The organism is Aquiflexum sp. (assembly GCF_041749095.1).
In the GTDB taxonomy this organism is placed as follows: Bacteria; Bacteroidota; Bacteroidia; order Cytophagales; family Cyclobacteriaceae; genus Aquiflexum.
Window position 1 is genome coordinate 1 of sequence record NZ_JBGTCA010000325.1, and the last position, 5,082, is coordinate 5,082.

The 5,082-nt window shown below is 40.1% G+C and carries 4 protein-coding genes; 1 reads left to right on the plus strand and 3 read right to left on the minus strand.

The features are described 5' to 3' along the window. Window positions 1-138 precede the first annotated feature (138 nt). Entirely contained in the window at window positions 139-1,356 is a 1,218-nt protein-coding gene (locus ACEW8O_RS14915) for an NAD(P)/FAD-dependent oxidoreductase (protein WP_407936184.1), read from the minus strand. 3 nt (window positions 1,357-1,359) lie between these two features. Beyond that, a complete protein-coding gene (locus ACEW8O_RS14920) occupies window positions 1,360-2,904 on the minus strand; it encodes a helicase HerA-like domain-containing protein (protein WP_373495423.1) in 1,545 nt (514 codons plus the stop codon). A 375-nt stretch (window positions 2,905-3,279) separates the two neighbouring features. Between ACEW8O_RS14920 and ACEW8O_RS14925 the strand changes: the two genes are divergently transcribed. Then, window positions 3,280-4,047 (plus strand): molecular chaperone DnaJ, encoded by a 768-nt coding sequence (locus ACEW8O_RS14925; RefSeq protein WP_373495424.1) that lies wholly within the window; start codon window positions 3,280-3,282, stop codon window positions 4,045-4,047. A gap of 362 nt (window positions 4,048-4,409) precedes the next feature. Here ACEW8O_RS14925 and ACEW8O_RS14930 read toward each other — a convergent pair whose 3' ends face one another. After that, complete coding sequence (locus tag ACEW8O_RS14930) at window positions 4,410-5,015, minus strand: tetratricopeptide repeat protein (protein ID WP_373495425.1); 606 nt, start codon at window positions 5,013-5,015, stop codon at window positions 4,410-4,412. Window positions 5,016-5,082 lie beyond the last annotated feature (67 nt).

Genomic DNA, 5,082 nt, shown 5'->3' on the forward strand with positions numbered 1-5,082 from the left:
GCACCCTCTAGGTATTTCTCCTTGAGTTCGGTCAAAGATTTAAAAAGGGCACTGACCAATTCAGCTCTGAAATCAGCATCACCTTCAGCCATTTCATCTATCTTTTCAAAGTTGATGGGATAATTATTGACCATTTTCTTATTGTTGATTTGCACTCATTCCTGCTAGATATCCGGTACTCCAAGCTGCCTGAAAATTGAATCCTCCGGTTATGCCATCGATATTCAACACTTCACCTGCAAAGAATAAACCTTCAATCAATTTGCTTTCCATTGTTTCGGGATTCACTTGGTCTAATTCAACTCCACCCGCGGTTACAAACTCCTCTTTAAAAGTGGTTTTACCTTCAATGCGGACAATATAGCAAAAAAGATTTTGAACTAGTTTATGAATATGTTTTTTTGGCAAATTTAGCCAAATAATGTCCCGTTCCACTTCGGACTTTTCTGCAAGATGTTCCCAAAGCCTGGAAGGCAAAGAGAACAAAGGATTTGTTACGACTTTCTTTTTTGGATGGTTGTTTCTGAAATCAGATAGATGTTCCAGAATTTCATTTTCAGACAAAGTCGAAACCCATCGGATATGCGCATTGGTATTGTATTTCTTCTCATGTAGCCATGCTGCCCCAAAAGCAGATAACTTCAATACCGCAGGGCCACTGATGCCCCAATGCGTGATCAAAACCGGGCCCCTGTAAGAAAGTTTAGTCCCTTCCAATTTTACCAAAGCATCCGGTACTGCAATCCCCATCAGCTTTTTGATCGGCTCATTAGGAGTATTAAATGTAAACAAGGAAGGTATCGGTGCAGCAATGCCATGGCCCAGGTTTTTGATAAAATTAAATCCATCCATCTTTGGACTTCCTCCCGAACAAACGATCAGTTTATCAAAAAACAGATGCCTGTCTTTTGACCGGACAATAAACCTACCCTCCTCTTTTTGAATTCCATTTACAGAATAGTTGAAAATCAATTTAACCCCATTAATTAAAGCCGCGCTTTCCAAAGCATCCACAATTGTACGAGAATTATCAGTCACCGGAAACATCCTGCCATCTTGTTCAGTTTTCAGTTCCACCATTCTGGATTCAAACCACGAAATGGTATCCTTCACTGCAAAATGTCTGAATACTTTCTTCATAAACTTTTCTCCTCTGGGGTAATTCTTGGACAAATTGGAAATTTCATAAGCTGCATGGGTCACATTACATCTGCCTCCTCCTGAAATCTTAACTTTTGATAAGGATTTTGAGGTTTTTTCAATAATGGTAACCAATGCGCCATTTTGGGCTGCGAAGATTGCGGCAAAATATCCGGCAGCACCTGCCCCTATTACTCCGATTGAAATTTTATCCACAGATTATCTCCTTTTCTTTCCAGATAAAGAACCCATAATGCCCCTGGTCAATTCTCTAAAAATTGTCCTTCCGATCTGTCTTACCATGGTATTTTTGCTCAGGTCATCAAACATACTTGTTTCCTTTGGGGTTCTGCTTTGTGTCCTTGTATTTCCTCTGGCAGTTGGTAGTTTTTGCTGTTGTGCTGCTTCTTCCGCGGCAGTAATTTTCTGATCCAAAATCTCAAATGCACTTTTCCTATCAATGCTCACATTGTACTTTTTGACCAAAGAAGATTGAGAGACCAACTGTTCAATTTCGCTATCGGTAAGGATATCCATCCTGGAAATCGGCGCTCTCAATAAAGTATGGGCCAAAGGGGTCGGAATTCCCTTTTCATTCAGAACTGTTACCAAAGCCTCTCCTATCCCCATCGAAGTCAGTACTTCTGATGTTTTGTAAAAAGTGGACAAAGGATAATTTTCGGCAGTTTTAGTAATTGCTTTTCTGTCCTTTGCGGTAAAGGCCCTTAGGGAATGTTGAATCTTTAATCCCAATTGTCCGAGCACATTGTCCGGTACATCTGTTGGAGTTTGGGTACAGAAATAGACACCAACACCCTTTGATCGGATCAATTTGACTATGGCTTCAATTTTATCTATCAGGTCTTTGGAGGCGTTGGAAAACACCAAATGTGCTTCATCTATAAAAAGACACAACTTTGGTTTGTCAGAATCTCCCTGTTCCGGAAATGTCTCATAAATTTCAGATAACAGACTGAGCATAAATGTGGAAAAAAGTTTTGGTCTGTTTTGAATATCGGTCAAACGGATAATGGAAACCACTCCTTTTCCGTCCACAGTCCTCACAAAATCATCAACTTCAAATGAAAGTTCTCCGAAGAAATTCTCTGCCCCTTGTTGCTCCAATTCAATGATTTTCCTCATAATGGTGTTGACCGTGGCGGGAGAGACAGCACCATATTCTTTCATAATTTCAGCTTTTCCCTCATTGATCACATATTGAAGCACTTTTTTTAAGTCCCGCAAGTCCAAAAGCGGAAGATGATGCGTATCGCAGTACCTGAAGACTAAGGCTATGACTCCCCTTTGAGTATCATTGAGTTCCAGTATCTGGGAAATCAACACAGGCCCAAATTCAGAAACCGTAGCTTTCAACTTCACTCCTTTTTCATTGCTGATCGACATCAATTCAACAGGAAGACCTTCAGGCTGGTACTCCACCCCTATCAAACTACTCCTTTTTTCAATATGTGAATTCAAGGTTCCGGGTTTGGCCATACCGGACAAATCTCCCTTTAAGTCCATCAACACCGAAGGTACGCCATTCAGAGATAGCTGCTCTGCTATTACTTGCAAGGTTTTGGTTTTTCCTGTCCCTGTAGCACCCGCAATCAGCCCATGTCTGTTAAAAGTTTTTAATGGAATTTTAATTTGTGTATTCGATATGGGTTCATTTTCAAGAATACCGGTTCCCAGAACAATTGAATCACCTTTAAAAGTGTAACCCAATTCAATATGCTGTTTGAATTCTTCAGATTTACCCATTGTAAAAATTGATAGTTGAAATTTAACATGGCTAAAATAAAAAAACCTGAACACAGTTTTGAAGTATTCAGGTTTTTTAAGTAGCGGAATTTATTTTAATGAGTCACCACAGGTTCCAAATGTTTGGCCTGATTGACAAAATCCACCACTTGGGAAAGTGCTGGCACCAACCTGGTCATTTTTTTGTCTCATTTAAATAAGTTTCCAAGTCCTCCCTTAAGCATTTTCGATTAGGAAATTTTTAAGTTTTGATCATCAATGAATAATTGAAGAAAAAAAATAATTCAAATTGAGAAGTTCAAGCTGTAGTTTTTGCATTGTTTTATTGATGAAAGCTTTTTACTTTGCCAAGGATTAAAACCCGAATATTTCTTAATGATTGATTCCTCTTACACAAAACCTTTCCTGACCAAATTTAGAATTTCCCTATTTGGTTGCTTACTTTTTTTTCTTTGGAGCTTTGACGGCTATTCCCAAGTAAGGCCTAATTTGGGTGGTTCATCCCGTATGATGAACAATGCCATGACCGAAATGCAGAAGGGCGATTTTGAAAAAGCAAATTCCTTTTTCCGTCAAATTGTAGAAAACAATCTTCCAATACCACCCGAAATGCCCTACTTTTTTGCAGAGACTTTATATGAGTTGGGTCAGTTTGACAATAGCTCGGTTTTTTTGGAAAAATACCTCGAGATCAACGGTCATCAGGGAGACAATTATGAAGCTGCAATTGCCCTTCAGTCCAAATTAAAAGCGCCTATGGAAGCTATCGCTGCTTGCAGATTCTGTAATTCGAACGGATACCGGTACGAAGATTGTCCTACCTGTGATGGAAAAAGACAATTGGAGCAAGCGTGTTCATTTTGTAAGGGAAGAGGAATGGTAGGTTGTAACAAATGTATGGGAAGAGGATTGACCACCAAAAGAAATATCTTCAATATCGTGGAATACCATGAATGTGACAAATGCGGAGGTGATGGCAGGCTGGGTTGTCCCCGTTGTGATGGATATCTTAAAGAGTTTTCTGATTGCCGTACCTGTCAAGGTCAGGGCCGATTACTTTCCGATGAAATCTGCAACCACAAACCCGAACCCAGAAGTATGTCACAAAAGTTTGAACGTTTGAAGCAGGTGGCGGGGCATTGATTCAGTAGGCAGTCGCAGTTCTCAGTAGGCAGTGGGTGGGTGACAGTTGCAGTTCTCAGCAGGCAGTTGCAGTATGTAGTGGATGGGTAACAGTTGCAGTAAGCAGTCGCAGTGCACAGTAGGCAGTGGGCGGGTGACAGTTGCAGTTCTCAGTAGGCAGTTGCAGTGCACAGTGGGCGGGTGACAGTTTGCAGAAGGCAGTCGCAGTATGGGAAGTTAGGTGGTTAAGATGTGGGGAATTAAGACTTTTATTGGAATAAACTGATGATATTTTAGGCTCCTTTTTTTGCTCGTTTAGTCTTTGTTCTTGTTTCTAATTTCTCGCTTCTCATATCTCACGTCTTATATCTCACATCTCACTTCTATTTACAATACTTATCCCTTGCCTCTTCTGCAATTGAGACATTCAATCTGATAGCAAGTCCAATATCTTCACAACCTGATCTTTTCTTATCGGTAGCTATTTTTAACATACCTCTATAATAATAAGCTTGTCCAAAATCCTTATCCATTTTGATGGCCGCACTGTATTCTCTTAAGGCTTCTTGGGTATTGCCAATTTGATGTAGGGCTCTGCCTTTCATGAAATAAGCCATTGCCGGTGCACCTGGAACCTCTACTGCATAATCTGCATATAATAATGCAGAATTATGGTTTTTTTGTTTTTGATAGATATTGGATAGGCTGAGCATCACCTGAATGTTTTTGGTGTCCTGATCCAATGCTGCCAGAAAATCTTTCTCTGCTTGGGGATAGTTTCCCAATTCCTCGTAAGAACGGCCCCGGTTGTACAAAGCCTTCACATTTTTAGGTTTGGCGGCCAAAAAACTATCATAAGCTTTAATGGCTTCCTCGTATTTTCCCTGACTGAAAAGTACATCACCTCTATTCGATCCACCCGAGGAGCAAGAGCCCAAAATCAACATCATGCCTATAAGGGTGGCAAAACCCAAATTCCATCCTTTCATTTTGTATTTATCTTGTTTTAAACAGCAACATTATTTTCTCTAAGTGCATCATTGAGTGAAGTCTTAA